Annotated in this window: 30 protein-coding genes; all 30 read right to left on the bottom strand. The window is 68.9% G+C overall.

Annotated features, from left to right (window positions below; translation table 11 throughout):
- Positions 1 to 107: 107 nt before the first annotated feature.
- A complete protein-coding gene (locus O2W53_RS10375) occupies positions 108 to 1,175 on the bottom strand; it encodes a DNA-directed RNA polymerase subunit alpha (protein WP_269162941.1) in 1,068 nt (355 codons plus the stop codon).
- Positions 1,176 to 1,302: 127 nt separating this feature from the next.
- The gene (gene rpsD, locus O2W53_RS10370; protein ID WP_036334300.1) at positions 1,303 to 1,929 is read right to left on the bottom strand and encodes a 30S ribosomal protein S4; all 627 of its coding nucleotides are present in this window, start codon (positions 1,927 to 1,929) and stop codon (positions 1,303 to 1,305) included.
- 35 nt (positions 1,930 to 1,964) lie between these two features.
- A complete protein-coding gene (rpsK, locus tag O2W53_RS10365; protein WP_026844840.1) occupies positions 1,965 to 2,372 on the bottom strand; it encodes a 30S ribosomal protein S11 in 408 nt (135 codons plus the stop codon).
- A 128-nt stretch (positions 2,373 to 2,500) separates the two neighbouring features.
- Complete coding sequence (gene rpsM, locus O2W53_RS10360) at positions 2,501 to 2,875, bottom strand: 30S ribosomal protein S13 (RefSeq protein WP_036334299.1); 375 nt, start codon at positions 2,873 to 2,875, stop codon at positions 2,501 to 2,503.
- Between the two features lie 14 nt (positions 2,876 to 2,889).
- Entirely contained in the window at positions 2,890 to 3,003 is a 114-nt protein-coding gene (gene rpmJ, locus O2W53_RS10355; protein WP_014742835.1) for a 50S ribosomal protein L36, read from the bottom strand.
- Positions 3,004 to 3,075: 72 nt separating this feature from the next.
- Positions 3,076 to 3,297, bottom strand: coding sequence for a translation initiation factor IF-1 (gene infA / locus O2W53_RS10350; protein ID WP_012950459.1), 222 nt, complete (start codon positions 3,295 to 3,297; stop codon positions 3,076 to 3,078).
- A 291-nt stretch (positions 3,298 to 3,588) separates the two neighbouring features.
- Positions 3,589 to 4,392 carry a type I methionyl aminopeptidase gene (gene map, locus O2W53_RS10345; RefSeq protein WP_269162940.1) on the bottom strand — a complete coding sequence of 268 codons (804 nt, stop codon included), beginning with the start codon at positions 4,390 to 4,392 and terminating at the stop codon, positions 3,589 to 3,591.
- Positions 4,393 to 4,473: 81 nt separating this feature from the next.
- A complete protein-coding gene (locus tag O2W53_RS10340; protein WP_269162939.1) occupies positions 4,474 to 5,094 on the bottom strand; it encodes an adenylate kinase in 621 nt (206 codons plus the stop codon).
- Positions 5,094 to 6,404 carry a preprotein translocase subunit SecY gene (gene secY / locus O2W53_RS10335; protein ID WP_269162938.1) on the bottom strand — a complete coding sequence of 437 codons (1,311 nt, stop codon included), beginning with the start codon at positions 6,402 to 6,404 and terminating at the stop codon, positions 5,094 to 5,096. The genes O2W53_RS10340 and secY overlap by 1 nt, the downstream gene beginning before the upstream one ends.
- Before the next feature lie 195 nt (positions 6,405 to 6,599).
- Positions 6,600 to 7,043 (bottom strand): 50S ribosomal protein L15, encoded by a 444-nt coding sequence (rplO, locus tag O2W53_RS10330; protein ID WP_036334296.1) that lies wholly within the window; start codon positions 7,041 to 7,043, stop codon positions 6,600 to 6,602.
- Between the two features lie 25 nt (positions 7,044 to 7,068).
- Positions 7,069 to 7,251 carry a 50S ribosomal protein L30 gene (gene rpmD, locus O2W53_RS10325; protein WP_164699904.1) on the bottom strand — a complete coding sequence of 61 codons (183 nt, stop codon included), beginning with the start codon at positions 7,249 to 7,251 and terminating at the stop codon, positions 7,069 to 7,071.
- Position 7,252: 1 nt separating this feature from the next.
- Positions 7,253 to 7,894, bottom strand: coding sequence for a 30S ribosomal protein S5 (gene rpsE / locus O2W53_RS10320; RefSeq protein WP_036334292.1), 642 nt, complete (start codon positions 7,892 to 7,894; stop codon positions 7,253 to 7,255).
- A gap of 37 nt (positions 7,895 to 7,931) precedes the next feature.
- Positions 7,932 to 8,348 carry a 50S ribosomal protein L18 gene (gene rplR / locus O2W53_RS10315; RefSeq protein ID WP_081975217.1) on the bottom strand — a complete coding sequence of 139 codons (417 nt, stop codon included), beginning with the start codon at positions 8,346 to 8,348 and terminating at the stop codon, positions 7,932 to 7,934.
- Entirely contained in the window at positions 8,348 to 8,887 is a 540-nt protein-coding gene (gene rplF / locus O2W53_RS10310; protein ID WP_269162937.1) for a 50S ribosomal protein L6, read from the bottom strand. Before rplF ends, rplR begins: the two co-directional genes overlap by 1 nt.
- A 15-nt stretch (positions 8,888 to 8,902) precedes the next feature.
- On the bottom strand, positions 8,903 to 9,313 hold the full coding sequence (gene rpsH, locus O2W53_RS10305) for a 30S ribosomal protein S8 (RefSeq protein ID WP_036334288.1): 411 nt from the start codon (positions 9,311 to 9,313) through the stop codon (positions 8,903 to 8,905).
- Positions 9,314 to 9,446: 133 nt separating this feature from the next.
- Complete coding sequence (locus O2W53_RS10300; RefSeq protein ID WP_036334286.1) at positions 9,447 to 9,632, bottom strand: type Z 30S ribosomal protein S14; 186 nt, start codon at positions 9,630 to 9,632, stop codon at positions 9,447 to 9,449.
- Between the two features lie 32 nt (positions 9,633 to 9,664).
- Entirely contained in the window at positions 9,665 to 10,249 is a 585-nt protein-coding gene (gene rplE, locus O2W53_RS10295; protein WP_036334284.1) for a 50S ribosomal protein L5, read from the bottom strand.
- Between the two features lie 5 nt (positions 10,250 to 10,254).
- On the bottom strand, positions 10,255 to 10,602 hold the full coding sequence (rplX, locus tag O2W53_RS10290) for a 50S ribosomal protein L24 (RefSeq protein ID WP_442928849.1): 348 nt from the start codon (positions 10,600 to 10,602) through the stop codon (positions 10,255 to 10,257).
- A 2-nt stretch (positions 10,603 to 10,604) separates the two neighbouring features.
- Positions 10,605 to 10,973 (bottom strand): 50S ribosomal protein L14, encoded by a 369-nt coding sequence (gene rplN, locus O2W53_RS10285; protein ID WP_026844850.1) that lies wholly within the window; start codon positions 10,971 to 10,973, stop codon positions 10,605 to 10,607.
- A gap of 200 nt (positions 10,974 to 11,173) precedes the next feature.
- Complete coding sequence (rpsQ, locus tag O2W53_RS10280) at positions 11,174 to 11,476, bottom strand: 30S ribosomal protein S17 (protein WP_269162936.1); 303 nt, start codon at positions 11,474 to 11,476, stop codon at positions 11,174 to 11,176.
- On the bottom strand, positions 11,473 to 11,706 hold the full coding sequence (gene rpmC / locus O2W53_RS10275) for a 50S ribosomal protein L29 (protein ID WP_014742850.1): 234 nt from the start codon (positions 11,704 to 11,706) through the stop codon (positions 11,473 to 11,475). Before rpmC ends, rpsQ begins: the two co-directional genes overlap by 4 nt.
- On the bottom strand, positions 11,706 to 12,122 hold the full coding sequence (rplP, locus tag O2W53_RS10270) for a 50S ribosomal protein L16 (RefSeq protein WP_014742851.1): 417 nt from the start codon (positions 12,120 to 12,122) through the stop codon (positions 11,706 to 11,708). The genes rpmC and rplP overlap by 1 nt, the downstream gene beginning before the upstream one ends.
- 3 nt (positions 12,123 to 12,125) lie before the next feature.
- Complete coding sequence (gene rpsC, locus O2W53_RS10265) at positions 12,126 to 13,055, bottom strand: 30S ribosomal protein S3 (RefSeq protein WP_269162935.1); 930 nt, start codon at positions 13,053 to 13,055, stop codon at positions 12,126 to 12,128.
- Positions 13,055 to 13,522 (bottom strand): 50S ribosomal protein L22, encoded by a 468-nt coding sequence (gene rplV / locus O2W53_RS10260; RefSeq protein ID WP_164699905.1) that lies wholly within the window; start codon positions 13,520 to 13,522, stop codon positions 13,055 to 13,057. The genes rpsC and rplV overlap by 1 nt, the downstream gene beginning before the upstream one ends.
- Positions 13,523 to 13,550: 28 nt before the next feature.
- Positions 13,551 to 13,832 (bottom strand): 30S ribosomal protein S19, encoded by a 282-nt coding sequence (gene rpsS, locus O2W53_RS10255; protein WP_153359827.1) that lies wholly within the window; start codon positions 13,830 to 13,832, stop codon positions 13,551 to 13,553.
- 23 nt (positions 13,833 to 13,855) lie between these two features.
- Positions 13,856 to 14,689 carry a 50S ribosomal protein L2 gene (gene rplB, locus O2W53_RS10250; protein WP_036334274.1) on the bottom strand — a complete coding sequence of 278 codons (834 nt, stop codon included), beginning with the start codon at positions 14,687 to 14,689 and terminating at the stop codon, positions 13,856 to 13,858.
- A gap of 54 nt (positions 14,690 to 14,743) precedes the next feature.
- Complete coding sequence (rplW, locus tag O2W53_RS10245; RefSeq protein ID WP_014742856.1) at positions 14,744 to 15,046, bottom strand: 50S ribosomal protein L23; 303 nt, start codon at positions 15,044 to 15,046, stop codon at positions 14,744 to 14,746.
- Complete coding sequence (gene rplD, locus O2W53_RS10240) at positions 15,043 to 15,831, bottom strand: 50S ribosomal protein L4 (RefSeq protein WP_269162934.1); 789 nt, start codon at positions 15,829 to 15,831, stop codon at positions 15,043 to 15,045. The genes rplW and rplD overlap by 4 nt, the downstream gene beginning before the upstream one ends.
- Positions 15,828 to 16,493: a 50S ribosomal protein L3 gene (gene rplC / locus O2W53_RS10235; RefSeq protein WP_269162933.1), complete on the bottom strand. Its 666-nt coding sequence runs from the start codon at positions 16,491 to 16,493 to the stop codon at positions 15,828 to 15,830. Before rplC ends, rplD begins: the two co-directional genes overlap by 4 nt.
- Positions 16,494 to 16,507: 14 nt before the next feature.
- On the bottom strand, positions 16,508 to 16,813 hold the full coding sequence (gene rpsJ, locus O2W53_RS10230; protein ID WP_014742859.1) for a 30S ribosomal protein S10: 306 nt from the start codon (positions 16,811 to 16,813) through the stop codon (positions 16,508 to 16,510).
- Positions 16,814 to 16,844 lie beyond the last annotated feature (31 nt).

Here is a 16,844-nt window from a genome sequence, read left to right as displayed (position 1 = left end):
CTGCGTGCTGCTGGGCCACCGTGGGGATGGCCGTGCTCAGTGCTCGGTGCGGGGCTCGGCCGGCAGGGTCTCCCCCACCGGCCGCGCCCCGGATCATGAACAGCCTGTCAGAGCTGCTCGGTCTCCTGGTAGGTGCCCTCGTCGAAGGTGGCGGGGTCACCGAAGGCTGCGTCGCCCTGGTAGGCGTCGGTCTCGTAGCCCTCGTCGTAGCTCTCCACCGAGGAGGGGACGAACCCGGGAGGGCTGTCCTTGAGAGCCAGGCCCATCGCGGCCAGCTTGAGCTTGACCTCGTCGATCGACTTCGCGCCGAAGTTGCGGATGTCGAGCAGGTCGGCCTCGGAGCGGGTGACGAGCTCACCGACGGTGTGCACGCCCTCGCGCTTGAGGCAGTTGTAGGACCGCACCGTGAGGTCCATGTCCTCGATGGGCATCGAGAAGTTCGCGATGTCGGCGGCCTCGGCCGGGCTGGGCCCGACCTCGATGCCCTCGGCGTCGACGTTCAGCTCGCGCAGCAGGCCGAACAGCTCGACCAGGGTCGAGCCGGCGCTGGCGATCGCGTCGCGGGGCTCCATCGACGGCTTGGTCTCGACGTCGACCACGAGCCGGTCGAAGTCGGTGCGCTGCTCGACACGGGTCGCCTCGACCGCGTAGGTCACCTTCAGCACCGGCGAGTAGATGGAGTCGACGGGGATGCGGCCGATCTCCTGGCCGGGCTGCTTGTTCTGCGTGGCCGGCACGTAGCCGCGACCGCGCTCGACGACCAGCTCGATCTCCAGCCGGCCCTTCGCGTTCAGCGTGGCGATGTGCAGGTCGGGGTTGTGCACCTCGACGCCGGCCGGCGGGGCGATGTCCGCCGCCGTGACCTCACCAGGACCCTGCTTGCGCAGGTACATGGTCACCGGCTCGTCGGAGTCGGAGCTGACCACGAGGCCCTTGAGGTTCAGGATGATCTCGGTGACGTCCTCCTTGACCCCCGGCACGGTGGTGAACTCGTGCAGGGTGCCCTCGATCCGGATGCTGGTGACAGCAGCGCCGGGGATCGAGGACAGCAGGGTGCGACGCAGCGAGTTGCCGAGGGTGTAACCGAAACCCGGCTCGAGCGGCTCGATGACGAACCGTGAGCGCTGGGCGTCGATGGTCTCCTCGGCGAGGGTCGGACGCTGTGCGATGAGCATGGTTCTCCTTCAGGTCCTCCGGCACCCGCCATATGACGCCGTGAGGGGGTGGTGCCGGCGGGACGGACATCGGTCCGCCCGTCCCGCCGTCGTACTGGTCGTGCAGTCGTGCTGTCCTACCGGCCGATCACTTCGAGTAGAGCTCGACGATCAGCTGCTCCTGGACCGGGGTGTCGATCACCTGGCGCGCCGGGATGTTGTGGACCAACACCTTCAGCTGCGAGGAGATGACCTCCAGCCACGGCGGCACGGGACGAGAGCCGGCCTTGGCCTGGGCGAGCTGGAACGGCACCATCTCGGCGGACTTCGCAGCCACCTCGAGGATGTCGTTGGCGCTCACCCGGTAGGACGGGATGTCGACCTTGCGACCGTTGACCTTGATGTGACCGTGGCGCACCAGCTGGCGGGCCATGTCACGGGACTCGGCGAAGCCGGCCCGGTAGACCACGTTGTCGAGGCGGGACTCGAGGATCTGCAGCAGGACCTCACCGGTCTTGCCCGACTTCTTGTTCGCCTCTTCGTAGTAACCGCGGAACTGCTTCTCCAGCACGCCGTAGATGCGGCGGGCCTTCTGCTTCTCGCGGAGCTGGAGCAGGTACTCGCTGTCCTTGCTCCGGCCGCGACCGTGCTCGCCCGGCGGGTAGGGCCGGATCTCGATCGGGCACTTCGCGGACTCGCACTTGCTGCCCTTGAGGAACAGCTTCATCTTCTCGCGCCTGCACAAACGGCAGTCGGCTCCGGTGTAACGGGCCACGTCAGGTACTCCTAGTTCGTCTCGTCAGTGACCGGTCAGACCCGGCGGCGCTTCTTGGGGCGGCAGCCGTTGTGCGGCTGAGGCGTCACGTCCTGGATCTGACCCACTTCGAGGCCGGTGGCCTGCAGCGAGCGGATCGCGGTCTCCCGACCGGAGCCCGGGCCCTTCACGAAGACGTCGACCTTGCGCATGCCGTGCTCCTGCGCCTTGCGTGCGGCGTTCTCCGCAGCCATCTGCGCCGCGAACGGCGTGGACTTGCGGGAGCCCTTGAAACCGACGTGTCCGGCCGAGGCCCAGCTGATCACGTTGCCCGTGGGGTCGGTGATCGACACGATCGTGTTGTTGAAGGTGCTCTTGATGTGCGCCGCACCATGGGCGACGTTCTTCTTCTCCTTGCGGCGCACCTTCTTGGTGCCAGCTGCCGCGCGAGCCCTGGGAGGCATCTCTCTCCGGTCTGAGTCTGTGTTCGTGGCCTGGTCGCCCACCCGGTCCTAGCCGAGGGGGCGGTCGTGCTCAGGCGCACCGCCGGTCCGGCCCTACGGACCCGCGACGGTGCGCCGACGTGCTGAGATCAGCGGGCCTTCTTCTTGCCCGCGATGGTCTTGCGCGGGCCCTTGCTCGAGCGCGCGTTCGTCTTGGTGCGCTGCCCGTGCACCGGCAGGCCGCGGCGGTGCCGCAGACCCTGGTAGCAACCGATCTCCACCTTGCGGCGGATGTCGGCGGCCACCTCACGGCGCAGGTCACCCTCGACGCGGAAGTGCTCGTCGATGTAGTCGCGCAGCTTGAGCAGGTCCTCGTCGGTCAGGTCCTTGGCGCGCAGGTCCGGGCTGACGCCCGTTGCGGCCAGGGTCGCCTTGGCCGAGGTCGGCCCGATCCCGTAGATGTAGGTGAGCGCGATCTCCATCCGCTTCTCGCGGGGAAGATCGACGCCAGCAAGTCGTGCCATTGTCAGGTACTCCCTCAGCCCTGGCGCTGCTTGTGCCGGGCGTTCTCGCAGATGACCATGACCCGGCCGTGCCGGCGGATCACCTTGCACTTGTCACAGATCTTCTTCACCGACGGCTGGACCTTCACCGGTGCCGCCCTCATTCCTGTAGATCGTGCGCCGACCCCCGGACCCACGTGGGGACCCGGACCGGCAGCGGGTTACTTGTAGCGGTAGACGATGCGGCCGCGCGTCAGGTCGTAGGGCGAGAGCTCCACGACCACGCGGTCCTCGGGCAGGATCCGGATGTAGTGCTGCCGCATCTTGCCGCTGATGTGGGCGAGCACCCGGTGCCCGTTCTGCAGTTCGACCCGGAACATCGCGTTGGGCAGCGGCTCGACGACACGACCCTCGACCTCGATGGCCCCGTCCTTCTTAGCCACGCCTACACGGCCTCCTCGTTCGATCGGATCTGCATGCGCCCATGCCGGAGCGACAGGGCGGTGGTGCGGGATTCCTTGCTGGCTGCACTCGACGTGTCGGGCACAGTGGAACGGGCGATCTCGCTGAGGGCGTCCATCGGCGTACGGCCACAGCACGACGACGGACGGCGCGAACGCCATCGGCCACTGTACTCCCCACAGCACCAGGGCTCCAACCCGGTCCAGGGTGACGGACCCCTCTCACCCCAGCGCCCTCCTGCGCGCGCTCGGAGCGCGTCCGGAGGGACCCGGTTAGGAGCGGGGCGTGACCCCGAACGGCGCGAGGCCGGCAACGCCGCCGTCCTCGGCCGTGAGGACCCAGGGGCCCTCGGGCGTGATGGCGACGCTGTGCTCGAAGTGCGCGGCCCGTGAGCCGTCCTTGGTGACCACGGTCCAGCCGTCGTCGAGCTCCACGGTGGCCGGGTCACCGATGGTGACCATCGGCTCGATGGCCAGCGCCAGGCCGGGGACGAGCTTGGGCCCGCGCCCCGCACGCCCGTAGTTCAGCACGTGCGGGTCCTGGTGCATCTCCGTGCCGATGCCGTGACCGCCGTAGTGGTCCACGATCCCGTAGGGGTGCTCGTGCGCGGTGATCGACTCCTCCACCGCGTGGCTGATGTCGGTCAGCCGGCCGCCGGCGAGGGCCTTCGCCAGCCCTGCCCACATCGACCGCTCGGTGACCTCCAGCAGAGCCGCGTCCTCGGCGGACGGGGTCCCCACCGGGACCGTGATCGCCGAGTCGCTGTGCCAGCCCTGCAGGATGGCGCCACAGTCGATGGAGATGTTGTCGCCCTCGGCGAGCGTCCGGTCGGGGTTCGGGATGCCGTGCACCACCTCGTCGTTGATCGACGCACAGATGGTGCCGGTGAAGCCGTGGTACCCGAGGAAGTTGGGCACGGCCCCGCACGACCGGATGTGGTCCTCGGCGATCGCGTCGAGCTCGCCGGTGGTCACGCCGGGACGCACGGCCGCGCGGACGGCCTTGAGGGCACCTGCGGTGACCAGTCCGGAGGCTCGCATGAGCTCGATCTCGTGTGCTGTCTTGATCTGGATCATGCGTCCACTCCACTTCGCCAGCAGGGGCAGCCTGACCGTCCACGCCGCACTGCGGTCACCGTTCACCGGGACCTCGGGGACTCAGCGCCCGGACTCGTCGTCGGGGTCGTCGGCCAGCGCTTCCTCGGCACCGAGCGCCTCCAGGGCGCGCCGGGTGACCTCGTCGATCTCGCCGATGGCGTTGATCTGGCTGAGCAGCCCGACCTCTGCGTAGAACCCGGCCAGCGGCGCGGTCTGTTCCCGGTAGACCTCGAGACGGTGCCGCACGGTCTCCGGCTTGTCGTCGTCCCGCTGGACCCACTCGCCGTCCACCAGCATCCGGCGGCCGGAGAGCCGGCGCACGAGCTCGTCCTCGTCGACGACGAGCTCCAGGCACCTGTCCAGCGTGTGACCCATCTCCGCGAGCGAGTCACGCAGCTGCTCGGCCTGGGCGATGGTGCGCGGGAAGCCGTCGAGCAGGAAGCCGGCCTTGGCGTCGGACTCGGCCAGGCGATCGGAGACCATCGCGACGGTGATCGCGTCGGGCACCAGGTCGCCGGCGTCCATGTAGGTCTTGGCCTGTCGACCCAGTTCGGTCTGGCCACTGACGTTGGCCCGGAAGATGTCGCCCGTCGAGATCGCGGGCACACCGAGGCGCTCGGCGATGATCTGGGCCTGGGTCCCCTTGCCAGCACCGGGAGGGCCCAGCAGCACGACGCGCACTAGCGGAGGAACCCTTCGTAGCTGCGCTGGTTCAACTGCGTCTCGATCTGCTTCACCGTCTCCAAGCCCACTCCCACCATGATCAGCACCGCGGTCCCGCCGAACGGGAAGTTCTGGTTCTGTCCCTCTTGGGTGATCGAGAGGAACAGGTTGGGCAACACTGCCACCAACCCGAGGTAGATGGACCCCGGCAGCGTGATCCGGGACAGCACGTACTGCAGGTACTCCGCAGTGGGCCGGCCGGGCCGGATGCCCGGGATGAAGCCGCCGTAGCGCTTCATGTCGTCGGCGCGCTCTTCGGGGTTGAACGTGATCGACACGTAGAAGTACGTGAAGAAGATGATCAGCCCGAAGTAGATGGCGATGTGCACCGGGCTGCTCTGGTTGATCACGTAGTTCTCGAAGAACCGGCGGACCGGACCGCTCGAGTCGCTCTGCAGCTGGCTGAGCAGCTGCGGCAGGTACAGCAACGACGAGGCGAAGATGACCGGGATGACGCCGGCCTGGTTCACCTTCAGCGGCAGGTAGGTCGACGTGCCGCCGTACATCCGGCGTCCGACCATCCGCTTGGCGTACTGCACCGGGATGCGGCGCTGCGCCTGCTCGACGTAGACCACCGAGGCGATGACCACCAGGGCGAAGATGCAGACCACGGTGAAGATGAAGGCACCGCGGGTCTGGAGGATGGCGCCGCCCTCGGCGGGGATCCGGGCCGCGATCGAGGTGAAGATCAGCACGGACATGCCGTTGCCGATCCCCTTCTCCGTGAGGAGCTCGCCCAGCCACATGATCACGGCCGTACCGGCGGTCAGCGTGATGACGAGGATGACCGTCGTCCAGACCGAGTCCGACGGGATGATGTCCTGCGGGCAGTTGGGGAACAGCTGGCCGCTACGGGCCAGGGCGATGATCCCGGTGCTCTGCAGGACGGCGAGGGCGATCGTCAGGTAGCGGGTGTACTGGGTCAGCTTCGCCTGACCCGACTGCCCTTCCTTCTTCAGCTGCTCGAACCGCGGGATGACCACGACCAGCAGCTGGACGATGATGCTCGCGGTGATGTACGGCATGATGCCGAGCGCGAAGACCGACAGCCGGAGCAGCGCACCACCGGAGAACAGGTTGACCAGCGAGTAGACGTCCCGCTGGTCGGAGGCCGCAGCCAGGTCCAGACAGCTGTTGATCGCCTCGGTCGAGACCCCTGGCCCGGGGATGGCGGCACCGAGCCGGTAGACGGCGATCAGCGCCAGGGAGAACAGCAGCTTGCGCCGGAGATCTGGCGTCCGGAACGCCGCGGCGAACGCCTGCAGCACGTGCCCTCCCCGAGTAGGTCGTATGAGGCTATCAACGTAAGGCCGTGGCTCCGGCGACCCGCCCACCCGGAGGGGTGGACCCGGTCGCGCGGACGACGGTCAGGTGGCGCTCCGGCCGGCAGCCGGACAGACAAAAAGCCCCCCTGCGTCCCCCGCCGCGAGCGCGCTCACGGCGGGGGGCAGAGGGGTCCTTCGTCAGATCTGGGTGGTGCTGCCCCCGGCAGCGCCGATCTTCTCCTCGGCGGACTTGGAGAAGGCGTGCGCCTGCACGTCGACCTTCACCCCGCCGAGCTCGCCCGTGCCGAGGACCTTGACCGGCTGACCGCGACGGATGGCGCCGGCATCGGCCAGCGTCTCCGGGTCGATCGTGCCGCCCTGCGGGAACAGGGAGGCGATCCGGTCCAGGTTCACGACCTGGAAGACGACCTTGTTGTTGTTCTTGAAGCCCGAGAGCTTCGGCAGCCGCATGAAGAGGGGGGTCTGACCACCCTCGAAGCGGGCAGAGACCTGCACGCGAGCGCCGGAGCCCTTGGTGCCGCGACCGGCCGTCTTGCCCTTGGAGCCCTCACCACGACCCACGCGGGTCTTCTTGGTGTGAGCGCCCGGAGCCGGACGCAGGTGGTGGACCTTGAGAGTCATGTCTGTATTCCTTCTCGCCCGAAGCTCAGACGATCTCTTCGACGGCGACCAGGTGCGGCACCGTCGCGACCATCCCGCGGATCTCGGGACGGTCCTCCTGGACGACCGAGTCGTTGATCCGCTTCAGCCCGAGCGAACGCAGCGTCTGGCGCTGGTTCGGCTTGGTGCCGATGGCCGACTTGACCTGGGTGACCTTCAGTTGAGCCATCTCAGACCCCCTGACCGGCCCGCGCACGCAGCATGGCGGCCGGAGCGACGTCCTCCAGGGGCAGGCCGCGGCGAGCCGCGATCTCCTCGGGGCGGACGAGGTCCTTCAGCGCCTGCATGGTCGCGTGGACGATGTTGATCGGGTTCGAGGACCCGAGGCTCTTGGACAGGATGTCGTGGATGCCGGCGCACTCGAGCACGGCGCGCACCGGACCACCGGCGATGACACCGGTACCGGGACTGGCCGGCTTCAGCAGCACGACGCCGGCAGCCGCCTCACCTTGCACCGGGTGCGGGATGGTGCTGGCGATGCGAGGCACCTTGTAGAAGTGCTTCTTGGCCTCCTCGACGCCCTTGGCGATCGCCGCGGGCACCTCCTTGGCCTTGCCGTAGCCGACACCCACGGTGCCGTTGCCGTCGCCCACGATCACCAGCGCGGTGAAGCTGAAGCGCCGACCGCCCTTGACGACCTTCGACACGCGGTTGATGGCCACCACGCGCTCGATGAACTGGCTCTTCTCGGCGGTACCGCCGCCGGGGCCGCGGCCGCCGTCACGGCGGTCACGACGGTCGTTGCCGCCGCCGGCACCGCCGGGGCCACCCGTCCCGCCGGCGCCACCGCCGCGTCGCTGTGGTCCTGGCATCAGACGTCCCTCTCGATCTGCTCAGTGGTGGTGCTCATCAGAAGTCCAGCCCGCCTTCGCGGGCACCGTCCGCGAGGGCGGCGATGCGCCCGGCGTACCGGTTGCCGCCGCGGTCGAAGACGACAGCGGCGATACCGGCGGCCTTGGCGCGCTCGGCGACCAGGGCACCCACCTGCCGGGCGAGAGCGGACTTGTCGCCCTCCGCGCCCTTCAGGCTGGCGTCCATGGTCGACGCACTGGCCAGCGTACGGCCCACGGTGTCGTCGACGACCTGGACGTGGATGTGCCGGGAGCTGCGCTTGACGACCAGACGCGGGCGCTCCGGCGTGCCACCCACCCGCTTGCGCAGGCGGTTGTGCCGGCGCAGCCGCGAGACGCGGCGCGCGGTGCTGACATCGGTGCCGACGGGCTTGTGCACCCGGACACCCTTCTCGGTCTTGGCTGCCTGTGCCATCACTTGCCCGTCTTCCCGACCTTGCGCTTGACGACCTCGCCCTGGTACCGCACGCCCTTGCCCTTGTACGGGTCGGGCTTGCGGATCTTGCGGATCTTGGCGGAGACCTCGCCGACCTGCTGCTTGTCGATGCCGCTCACCCGCAGGCGGGTGGGCGCCTCGACGGTGAAGGAGATCCCCTCGGGGGCCTTCACCTGCACCGGGTGGCTGAAGCCGAGGGCGAACTCGAGGTCCGACCCACGGGCCTGCACGCGGTAGCCGACGCCGACGATCTCCAGGGTCTTCTCATACCCCTGGGTGACGCCGGTGATCATGTTGGCGATGAGCGAGCGGGACAGGCCGTGCAGGGCCCGGCTCTCGCGCTCGTCGTTGGGACGCTGCACCAGCAGCGCACCGTCCTCACCGTGCTCGACGGTGATGGGAGCTGCCACCGTGTGGCTGAGCTTCCCCTTCGGGCCTGAGACGTTGACCGTTCGCCCGTCGATGGCGACGTCAACCCCGCTCGGCACCGGAATCGGGAGTCGTCCGATCCGTGACATGTCTGCTCGCTCCTCTTACCAGACGTAGGCGAGGACTTCCCCACCCACGCCCTTCTTGTTCGCCTGCTTGTCGGTCAGCAGCCCGGTGGAGGTGGAGATGATCGCCACCCCGAGGCCGCCCAGGACCTTGGGCAGGGCAGTCGACTTCGCGTAGACACGCAGGCCGGGCTTGGACACCCGACGGACACCGGCGATGCTGCGCTCCCGGTTCGGGCCGTACTTGAGGGAGACCACGAGCTCCTTGCGGACGTGGCCCTCGACCTCGACGTCGTTGACGGTCCAGCCGCCGATGTAACCCTCCTGCTGGAGGATCGCGGCGACCTTCGTCTTGAGCTTCGACGACGGCATGGCCGCGGCGTCGTGGTACGCCTGGTTGGCGTTGCGGATCCGCGTGAGCATGTCCGCGATCGGGTCGGTCATCGTCATGGGTGCGTCGTGCCTCTCTCACCGCGGTTCCGCACGCTGTCGTGCGCGGGCCTCTCGGTGACGTGGGTGGTGCTCCGGGGCGGACCCGGGAGCGGGTGGCCCGCCCCGTGCGGGGCGGGCCGTACTGCGTCTGTTACCAGCTCGACTTGGTCACGCCGGGCAGCTCGCCCGCGTGCGCCATCTCCCGCAGGCAGATCCGGCACAGGCCGAACTTGCGGAAGACCGCGTGGGGCCGGCCGCACCGCTGGCATCGGGTGTAGCCGCGGACGGCGAACTTCGGCGTGCGAGCCGCCTTGTTGACAAGGGCCTTCTTGGCCATCTCTTGGTCTCCTACCTTCTACGCAGACCGCGTCAGCGGGTGGCGTTCACGACGGTCTGGCCGGCGAAGGGGAACCCGAGCAGCGACAGCAGCTCCCGGCCCTCCTCGTCGGTCGTGGCGGTGGTCACCAGGGTGATGTCCATGCCGCGGGGCCGGTCGATCTTGTCGACGTCGATCTCGCGGAACATCGACTGCTCGGTGAGACCGAACGTGTAGTTGCCGTGGCCGTCGAACTGCTTGGGGTTCAGGCCACGGAAGTCACGGATACGGGGCAGGGCCAGCGACAGCAGCCGGTCCAGGAACTCCCACATGCGGTCGCCGCGGAGGGTGACCTTCGCGCCGATCGGCATGCCCTCGCGCAGCTTGAACTGCGCGATGGACTTCCGGGCTCGCACGACGGCGGGCTTCTGGCCGGTGATGGCGGTGAGGTCGCGGACCGCGCCGTCCATCAGCTTGGCGTCACGGGTGGCCTCGCCGACGCCCATGTTGACCACGATCTTCACGAGACCGGGGATCTGCATGACGTTGGGGTAGCCGAACTCGGACTGGAGGGCCGGCGCGATCTCCTCGCGGTACCGGGCCAGCATGCGGGGCAGCTCACGGGTGGGTGCGCTCATGGTGATCAGAGGTCCTTACCGGTGCGCCGCGAGACCCGGATGTTGCGGCCTTCCTCGTCCTTGCGGTAACCGACCCGGGTCGGCTTGTCCTCGGAGTCGATCACCATCACGTTGCTCACGTGGATGGCGGCCTCCTGCGTGACGATCCCGCCCTGCTGGGCACCGCGCTGGGTGGTGCTAATCCGGGTGTGCTTCTTCACCCGGCCGATGCCCTCCACCAGGACCTTCTGGGTCCGGGGGAAGGCCGCGATGACGCGGCCCTTGGCACCCTTGTCCTTGCCGGCCAGGACGACGACCGAGTCGCCCTTCTTGACCTTCATCGACGGGGTCTTCCCGCTCGTCGGCTGAGCCATGGTCACAACACCTCCGGAGCGAGCGAGATGATCCGCATGAAGCGCTTGTCGCGCAGCTCACGGCCGACGGGGCCGAAGATGCGCGTGCCGCGCGGGTCGCCGCTGTCGCGGATGATCACCGCGGCGTTCTCGTCGAAGCGGATGTAGGAACCGTCCGGACGACGACGCTCCTTGACCGTGCGGACGATGACGGCCTTGACCACATCGCCCTTCTTGACGCCTGCGCCCGGCAGTGCGTCCTTGACGGTGGCGACGATGACGTCACCGATGCCCGCGTAGCGGCGCCCCGACCCGCCGAGCACACGGATGCACAAGATCTCCTTGGCCCCGGTGTTGTCGGCGACCCTGAGCCGCGACTCCTGCTGGATCACTTCCTGCTCCTGAATCTGAGTGGCGACAGCCGGACCGGATCGGTGAACCGGCTGTCCGGCACCCACGTGCGGACGCACCGGCGGCGAGCGCCGCCGGTGCGTCCGTGCACGGGTACCGGGATGTGGCGGGCTCCGAAGAGCGCGCCAGTCGTCCAGGGTACTCCCTGCTCACCGACCCCGAGAGGTCGGTTGTCGACTTCCTACTTGGCCTTCTCCACGACCGTCACCAGACGCCACCGCTTGGTGGCGGAGGTGGGGCGCGTCTCCATGATCTGCACCCGGTCGCCGATGCCGGCGGTGTTCTGCTCGTCGTGCGCCTTCAGCTTGCTGGTACGGCGCAGGACCTTGCCGTACAGCCCGTGCTTCACGCGGTCCTCGACCTCGACGACGATGGTCTTGTCCATCTTGTCGCTGACGACCAGGCCCTCACGGACCTTGCGGTAGCCACGCCCGGCCAGGCCGGGCCCGGTCGAGGTCTCGGCGGTGTTGGTGACCTCGCTCATGCGACACCCTCGTTCGGGGCGACCGAGAGACCCAGCTCGCGCTCGCGCATGATCGTGTAGATCCGGGCGATGTCGCGGCGGACGGTCTGCAGTCGCCGGTTGTTGTCCAGCTGGCCGGTGGCCACCTGGAACCGCAGGTTGAAGAGCTCTTCGCGCGACTCGCGCAGCCGGGTGGCCAGCTCGTCGGCGGACAGCTCGCGCAGCTCAGGCGCAGTGAGGCCGGCGGCCATCACACCTCTCCTTCGCGAGTGATGAAGCGGCACTTCATGGGGAGCTTGTGGATCGCGCGGCGCATGGCCTCGCGGGCCACCGGCTCGGCGACACCCGACAGCTCGAACATGATCCGACCGGGCTTGACGTTCGCCACCCACCACTCGGGCGAGCCCTTACCGGAACCCATGCGGGTCTCGGCCGGCTTCTTCGTCAGCGGGCGGTCGGGGTAGATCGAGATCCACACCTTGCCGCCACGCTTGATGTGACGCGTCATGGCGATACGAGCGGACTCGATCTGCCGGTTGGTCACGTACGCGGGCTCGAGAGCCTGGATCGCGAAGTCACCGAAGTTGATCGCGGTGCCGCCCTTGGCCCGCCCGGTGCGGTCGGGGTGGTGCTGCTTGCGGTGCTTGACCCGACGTGGGATGAGCACTGGTCAGCCCTCCGTGTTCTCGGCGCCGGCGGCCTTCGCGGCCGCGGTGCCCTCGGCACCGGCGGCCTCGCCGATGCTCTGCGCGGGAGCAGCCTCACCCGAGGCCACGGCGACGGCGCTGGTGGCGTCCGCGGGAGCCTCGGCCGGCTGCTCGGTGGAGACCGGGGCGTCAGCCGCAGCGCGGCCTGCCTCGGTGCCCCCGGCGGTGGTGCCGGACGAGCCGGAACGCCGCTGGGGACGCTGGGCGCGCTCACGGCGCTGCTGACGCTGCGCGAGGGCCTCGAGGGCCTCCCGCTCAGCGCGCGAACCGCTGGCGTCGCCCTTGTAGATCCAGACCTTCACACCGATGCGGCCGAAGGTCGTACGGGCCTCGTAGATGCCGTAGTCGATGTTCGCCCGGAGGGTGTGCAGCGGCACACGGCCCTCGCGGTAGAACTCCGAGCGGCTCATCTCGGTGCCGCCGAGGCGACCCGAGCACTGCACCCGGATGCCCTTGACCTGCGGGCTGCGCTGCGCGGACTGCATCGCCTTGCGCATGGCACGACGGAAGCTGACCCGGCTGGAGAGCTGCTCGGCGACACCCTGGGCGACCAGCTGCGCGTCGGACTCGGGGTTCTTCACCTCGAGGATGTTCAGCTGCACCTGCTTGCCGGTGAGCTTCTCCAGCTCACCGCGGATGCGGTCGGCCTCCGCACCACGGCGACCGATGACGATGCCCGGCCGGGCGGTGTGGATGTCCACTCGGACCCGGTCACGGGTGCGCTCGATCTCCACCTTCGAGATCCCGGCACGCTCCATGCCCTTGCCCATGAGCTTCCGGATGGCCACGTCTTCCTTGACGTAGTCGGCGTACAGCTTGTCCGCGTACCACCGGGACTTGTAGTCGGTGGTGATGCCGAGCCGGAACCCGTGCGGGTTGACCTTCTGACCCACTAGCGGGTCCCTCCCCTCGTGTTGCTCTTCTGCTGCTGGGTGGCCGGGCCGGACTGCCCGGTCTCCCGACGTGCCTTGCGCGACCGGAGGGCCAGCTCAGCGCTCGAGCTCACCTCGGTCACCTCGACGGTGATGTGGCTGGTCCGCTTGTTGATGCGGAACGCCCGGCCCTGCGCCCGCGGACGGATCCGCTTGAGCGTGGGGCCCTCGTCGACGAACGCGGCGCTGACGACGAGCGCAGCGGGGTCCAACTGCAGGTTGTGCTCGGCGTTGGCGACCGCGCTGGCGACGACCTTGGCCACCGGCTCGCTGGCGGTCTGCGGGGTGAAGCGCAGCAGCGCCAGTGCCTCGTCGGTCGGCAGGTAGCGGATCATGTCCACCACCCGGCGGGCCTTCATGGGGGTGACGCTGACGAACCGGGCCGTGGCCCGGGCGACCGGCGTCTCCTGTCCCAACTGGGAAGTCATCTGGGTCTCTTCTCTACCTGGTCGTCGCTCAGCCGCGCCGCGACCGGCGGTCGTCCTTGACGTGCCCACGGAAGGTGCGCGTGGGCGCGAACTCGCCGAGCTTGTGCCCGACCATCGCCTCGGTGACGAACACCGGGACGTGCTTGCGGCCGTCGTGCACGGCGATCGTGTGCCCGAGCATGTCGGGGATGATCGTCGAACGCCGCGACCAGGTGCGGATGACGTTCTTGGTGCCCTTGTCGTTCTGAGCGTCCACCTTGGCGAGCAGGTGGTCGTCGACGAACGGGCCCTTCTTGAGGCTGCGTGGCATGTCTGTCGGACTCCTCTACCCGCTCAGCGCTTCTTGTTGGTGCGCCGGCGGCGCACGATCAGGGCATCACTGGCCTTGCGCTTGCGCGTGCGGCCCTCCGGCTTGCCCTTCGGGTTGACCGGGTGCCGGCCACCGGAGGTCTTGCCCTCACCACCACCGTGCGGGTGGTCGACCGGGTTCATCGCGACACCGCGGACGGTCGGGCGCTTGCCCTTCCACCGCATCCGGCCGGCCTTGCCCCAGTTGATGTTCGACTGCTCGGCGTTGCCGACCTCGCCGATCGTGGCGCGGCACCGGACGTCGACGTTGCGGATCTCGCCCGAGGGCATCCGCAGCTGGGCGAAACGACCCTCACGGGCGACCAGCTGGACGCTGGTACCGGCCGAGCGGGCGATCTTCGCCCCGCCACCGGGCCGCAGCTCGATGGCGTGGATGACCGTGCCGACCGGGATGTTGCGCAGCGGCAGGTTGTTGCCGGGCTTGATGTCGGCCGCGGGGCCGCACTCGACCGTGTCGCCCTGCTTCAGCTTCGCCGGGGCGATGATGTAGCGCTTCTCCCCGTCGGCGAAGTGCAGCAGCGCGATGCGCGAGGTGCGGTTCGGGTCGTACTCGATGTGCGCGACCTTGGCCGGCACACCGTCCTTGTCGGCCCGGCGGAAGTCGATGAGGCGGTAGGCGCGCTTGTGCCCACCGCCCTGGTGACGAGCAGTCACACGACCGTGGACGTTGCGCCCGCCACGACCGTGCAGCGGTCGGACCAGCGACTTCTCGGGATGGTCGCGGGTGACCTCGGCGAAGTCGGCGACGGACGAGCCGCGGCGGCCCGGCGTCGTCGGCTTGTACTTACGGATGGCCATGGTTCCTCAGAGTCCCTGTCTGTTCTCTCTGGTCCGATCGGTGGTCACCGGCGCTCAGGCGCCGGGTCCACCGAAGAGCTCGATGCGGTCACCGGGGGCAACGGAGACGATGGCGCGCTTGGTGTCCTTGCGCTTCCCCATCACAGCGCCCTTGGAGCGCTTCCTCTTCCCCTGGCGGTTGATCGTGTTGACGGCGAGGACCTTCACGTTGAAGACCTGCTGCACAGCGATCTTGATCTGGGTCTTGTTGGCGTCGGGACGGACGATGAACGTGTACTTGTTCTCGTCCAGCAGCCCGTAGCTCTTCTCGGAGATGACCGGGGACAGCAGCACGTCCCGGGGGTCGCGGACGCTCATGCCTTCTCCTCGGACGTCTCGGTCGTGGTGGCCGGCGCGATCGAGGGCACGTCGCCGTCGATCTCGTGGGTCTCCAGGTCGGGGAGCTCGGCCGAGGAGGCCGCGCCCTTCCCGCCCCGGGCCGGGCCGGTGACGTACTCGGTCAGCGCGGTCTCGGTGAAGACGACCTCGTCGGACACCAGCACGTCGTAGGTGTTCAGCTGACCGGCCTCGATCAGGTGCACCCGCGGCACGTTGCGCAGGCTGACCCAGTTGAGGACGTCGTCGCGGTCGAGGACGACCAGCACGCGCTTGGCGGTGCTGATCGCGTCCAGGACCTTGAGCGCGGCCTTGGTCGAGGGCGCGTCGCCGTCGACGAACGCGGAGACGACGTGCACGCGGCCGTCACGAGCCCGGTCGGAGAGGGCACCACGGAGGGCGGCGGCCTTCATCTTCTTGGGCGTCTTCTGCTCGTAGTTCCGCGGCTGCGGACCGTGCGAGATGCCACCGCCGGTGAACTGCGGCGAACGCAGCGAACCCTGACGGGCCCGGCCGGTGCCCTTCTGGCGGTACGGCTTGGCGCCGGTGCCGCTGACCTGGGCGCGGGTCTTGGTCGAGTGCGTGCCCTGGCGGGCCGCGGCCAGCTGGGCCACGACGACCTGGTGCAGCAGCGAGACGTTGGCCGGGGCGTCGAACAGCTCGCCGGGCAGCGTCACGCTGCCCGAGGTCTCCCCCGCCGGCGTCCGGACGTCGACCTGACGGTCGGTCCGGGTCGCGGTCGACTCTGCAGAAGTCGGTGCGGTCACTTCGCGTCACTCCCCACGGGGCCGCCCTTGACCGCGGACCGGACGAGCAGGAGCCCGCCGCGGGGGCCGGGGACGGCGCCCTTGATCAGGACCAGGCCCTTCTCGGTGTCCACCTGGTGGACCTTCAGCGAGAGCGTGGTCGTGGTGACCGCGCCCATGCGCCCGGCCATGCGGACGCCCTTGAAGACGCGACCCGGGGTCGAGGCCCCGCCGATCGAGCCGGGGGCGCGGTGCTTGCGGTGGGTGCCGTGGCCGGCGCCGAGGCCCTTGAAGCCGTGACGCTTCATGACGCCGGCGGTGCCCTTGCCCTTGCTGGTGCCGATGACGTCGACCTTGGCCACGTCGGAGAAGACCTCAGCGGTCAGCTCCTGACCGACCGAGTAGTCGGCAGCGTCCTCGGTGCGCAGCTCGACCAGGTGCCGGCGCGGGGTGATGCCCGCCTTGGCGAAGTGCCCGCCCTCAGGCTTGTTCACCTTGCGGGGGTCGATCGCGCCGAAACCGAGCTGGACAGCGGAGTAGCCGTCCTTCTCGGGGGTGCGCACCTGGGTGACCACGCACGGGCCCGCCTTGATGACGGTCACCGGCACGATGCGGTTGTTCTCGTCGAAGACCTGGGTCATCCCCAGCTTCTCGCCGAGGAGACCACGGAATGTGCTCGCCATGTCTGGGACAGCCCTTACTGGATGTTGACGTCGACCGAGGCCGGCAGGTCGATGCGCATCAGCGCGTCGACCGTCTTCGGCGTCGGGTCGAGGATGTCGATGAGCCGCTTGTGCGTACGCATCTCGAAGTGCTCGCGCGAGTCCTTGTACTTGTGCGGCGAGCGGATGACGCAGTACACGTTCTTCTCCGTCGGCAGCGGCACCGGGCCGACGACGCGCGCTCCGGTCTTCGTCACCGTGTCCACGATGCGCCGAGCCGAGGCATCGATGGCCTCGTGGTCGTAGGCCTTCAGCCGGATGCGGATCTTCTGTCCCGCCATCGGTTGTCTTCGCTCCTGCCGATCGGTTGTG

Source organism: Modestobacter sp. VKM Ac-2978 (assembly GCF_026968025.1).
GTDB lineage: Bacteria > Actinomycetota > Actinomycetes > Mycobacteriales > Geodermatophilaceae > Modestobacter.
Note: the sequence above shows the minus strand (reverse complement) of the source record. Positions and strands in the feature narration are given on the sequence as shown.

What these genes read in the sequence shown, in the direction of transcription:
- O2W53_RS10375 (WP_269162941.1), bottom strand. Translation starts at nt 1,175, where the DNA reads ATGCTCATCGCACAGCGTCCGACCCTCGCCGAGGAGACCATCGACGCC.
- rpsK (WP_026844840.1), bottom strand. Translation starts at nt 2,372, where the DNA reads ATGCCTCCCAGGGCTCGCGCGGCAGCTGGCACCAAGAAGGTGCGCCGC.
- rpsM (WP_036334299.1), bottom strand. Translation starts at nt 2,875, where the DNA reads ATGGCACGACTTGCTGGCGTCGATCTTCCCCGCGAGAAGCGGATGGAG.
- map (WP_269162940.1), bottom strand. Translation starts at nt 4,392, where the DNA reads ATGATCCAGATCAAGACAGCACACGAGATCGAGCTCATGCGAGCCTCC.
- rplO (WP_036334296.1), bottom strand. Translation starts at nt 7,043, where the DNA reads ATGACTCTCAAGGTCCACCACCTGCGTCCGGCTCCGGGCGCTCACACC.
- rpmD (WP_164699904.1), bottom strand. Translation starts at nt 7,251, where the DNA reads ATGGCTCAACTGAAGGTCACCCAGGTCAAGTCGGCCATCGGCACCAAG.
- rpsE (WP_036334292.1), bottom strand. Translation starts at nt 7,894, where the DNA reads ATGCCAGGACCACAGCGACGCGGCGGTGGCGCCGGCGGGACGGGTGGC.
- rplR (WP_081975217.1), bottom strand. Translation starts at nt 8,348, where the DNA reads ATGGCACAGGCAGCCAAGACCGAGAAGGGTGTCCGGGTGCACAAGCCC.
- rplF (WP_269162937.1), bottom strand. Translation starts at nt 8,887, where the DNA reads ATGTCACGGATCGGACGACTCCCGATTCCGGTGCCGAGCGGGGTTGAC.
- rpsH (WP_036334288.1), bottom strand. Translation starts at nt 9,313, where the DNA reads ATGACGATGACCGACCCGATCGCGGACATGCTCACGCGGATCCGCAAC.
- O2W53_RS10300 (WP_036334286.1), bottom strand. Translation starts at nt 9,632, where the DNA reads ATGGCCAAGAAGGCCCTTGTCAACAAGGCGGCTCGCACGCCGAAGTTC.
- rplE (WP_036334284.1), bottom strand. Translation starts at nt 10,249, where the DNA reads ATGAGCGCACCCACCCGTGAGCTGCCCCGCATGCTGGCCCGGTACCGC.
- rplX (WP_442928849.1), bottom strand. Translation starts at nt 10,602, where the DNA reads ATGGCTCAGCCGACGAGCGGGAAGACCCCGTCGATGAAGGTCAAGAAG.
- rpsQ (WP_269162936.1), bottom strand. Translation starts at nt 11,476, where the DNA reads ATGAGCGAGGTCACCAACACCGCCGAGACCTCGACCGGGCCCGGCCTG.
- rpmC (WP_014742850.1), bottom strand. Translation starts at nt 11,706, where the DNA reads ATGGCCGCCGGCCTCACTGCGCCTGAGCTGCGCGAGCTGTCCGCCGAC.
- rplV (WP_164699905.1), bottom strand. Translation starts at nt 13,522, where the DNA reads ATGACTTCCCAGTTGGGACAGGAGACGCCGGTCGCCCGGGCCACGGCC.
- rpsS (WP_153359827.1), bottom strand. Translation starts at nt 13,832, where the DNA reads ATGCCACGCAGCCTCAAGAAGGGCCCGTTCGTCGACGACCACCTGCTC.
- rplB (WP_036334274.1), bottom strand. Translation starts at nt 14,689, where the DNA reads ATGGCCATCCGTAAGTACAAGCCGACGACGCCGGGCCGCCGCGGCTCG.
- rplW (WP_014742856.1), bottom strand. Translation starts at nt 15,046, where the DNA reads ATGAGCGTCCGCGACCCCCGGGACGTGCTGCTGTCCCCGGTCATCTCC.
- rplC (WP_269162933.1), bottom strand. Translation starts at nt 16,493, where the DNA reads ATGGCGAGCACATTCCGTGGTCTCCTCGGCGAGAAGCTGGGGATGACC.
- rpsJ (WP_014742859.1), bottom strand. Translation starts at nt 16,813, where the DNA reads ATGGCGGGACAGAAGATCCGCATCCGGCTGAAGGCCTACGACCACGAG.